1 protein-coding gene is annotated in these 791 nt (G+C 55.8%); it reads right to left on the reverse strand.

The features are described from left to right. Positions 1 to 30: 30 nt before the first annotated feature. A partial coding sequence (locus ABLU78_RS03375; RefSeq protein ID WP_348820115.1) for an IS3 family transposase occupies positions 31 to 791 on the reverse strand: 761 nt, incomplete at its 5' end.

The following is a 791-nucleotide window of genomic DNA, read 5'->3' on the forward strand; positions in this document are numbered from 1 at the left end:
TGATCTTGCCCACGTAATATGGACACGGTGCTAAGCGAGGTTCTGGTTTTCAAATTGTTCCGGGCTGAGTCCGCTACAGGCACTGTGACGTCGCCACCGATTGTAATCGCACTCAATATAATTGAACACCGTCGTTCGCATCATTTCCCGGCTGATAAAGCGCTCCCCGTGGATACATTCCACCTTCAGTGAGTGGAAAAAGCTTTCTGCACAGGCATTGTCGTAACAGCACCCTTTTGCACTCATGCTCCCACGCAGATTATGCCGCTTCATTAATGCCTGATAGTCCGCTGAACAGTATTGCCCGCCACGGTCCGTATGTACGATGACATTTTCCGGGCGTTTACGTCGCCACAGTGCCATCTGTAGCGCATCACACACCAGTTGCGCCGTCATTCGCGGCGACATCGACCAGCCAATGACTGCCCGGGACCACAGGTCAATCACCACCGCCAGATATAGCCAGCCCTCATCTGTGCGCAGATACGTGATGTCGCCTGCCCACTTCTGATTCGGACCATCGGCGTAAAAATCCTGCTTCAGCAGGTTCTCTGATACCGGCAGACCATGCTCACGGTAGCTGACCGGCCTGAACTTCCGTGCGGCTTTTGCCCGAAGGCCCTGACGACGCAGGCTGGCGGCGATGGTTTTGATGTTGTATTCCGGCAGTTCATCTGCCAGACGCGGTGCACCATACCGCTGTTTTGCGTCACTGAATGCCTGCCGGACAGCGGCATCACAGACCAGACGGAACTGCTGGCGTCGGTTTGGCTGATGGCGGCGCAGCCTCC

Origin of the sequence: Klebsiella sp. JN_Kp122, from assembly GCF_040062085.1 — a bacterium.
GTDB classification, from domain to species: domain Bacteria; phylum Pseudomonadota; class Gammaproteobacteria; order Enterobacterales; family Enterobacteriaceae; genus Klebsiella; species Klebsiella aerogenes.